A 606-nucleotide genomic window follows, 5' to 3' on the forward strand; every position below is an offset into this window, starting at 1 on the left:
TCCATGTCAAGCGACAAAAGGTATGCAATTTTATACAAATTATTGAATATCCTTATTTGCCATTTCATACATTTTTTAATTGCCAAAAACAGTTCTGAATACAGTAGCTTATCTTCATGTTCCTAAATCAACAAACAATAAAATTTAACAGAGACATTCTAAAATAGAATTATAGAATGACTTTCCACCATAAAATCCGAGTAACTATTCACCCCGATAGTAGTATGTAAAGAATCGCAACACAAATAGGGCATCCCCGTAATAGAAAATGCCCTAAGTGGTAGAAAGAACGCGATCAAGCGTGTCACCCGTCAACAGAAGACATAACGAATCCCACACGTTTTTTTCGTGTTTCGTCAGTGTGGAAACGATGCTTCTTGTGATACAAAAAGACTGGGCGAATGTTTCTACGCGAACCGTACCCGAAATGTTCTCTTTCACTTTGACCATGCGCAGATCGCGTTCGGCTTGGTTGTTGTCACAGGGAACATGCACTTCCCGTAAGAAACGCCACGCTTCTTCCTTTCGTTTCTGAAGCCGTCGAACAAAAGCGAGTGCTTTTTTCGGAAGAGGCGTCGCCGTTTCCAATCGGTGTTGTGCTCTTTT

At 40.6% G+C, this 606-nt stretch carries 1 protein-coding gene; it reads right to left on the reverse strand.

The window, feature by feature from the left end; all coding sequences use genetic code 11:
- Positions 1-273: 273 nt before the first annotated feature.
- Positions 274-606, reverse strand: a 333-nt coding sequence (locus tag HYQ40_11250) for a transposase (GenBank protein ID MBZ6528328.1), incomplete at its 5' end; no start/stop codon positions are given.

It is taken from the genome of Aerococcaceae bacterium DSM 111021 (assembly GCA_020112395.1).
Lineage (GTDB): Bacteria > Bacillota > Bacilli > Lactobacillales > Aerococcaceae > Ruoffia.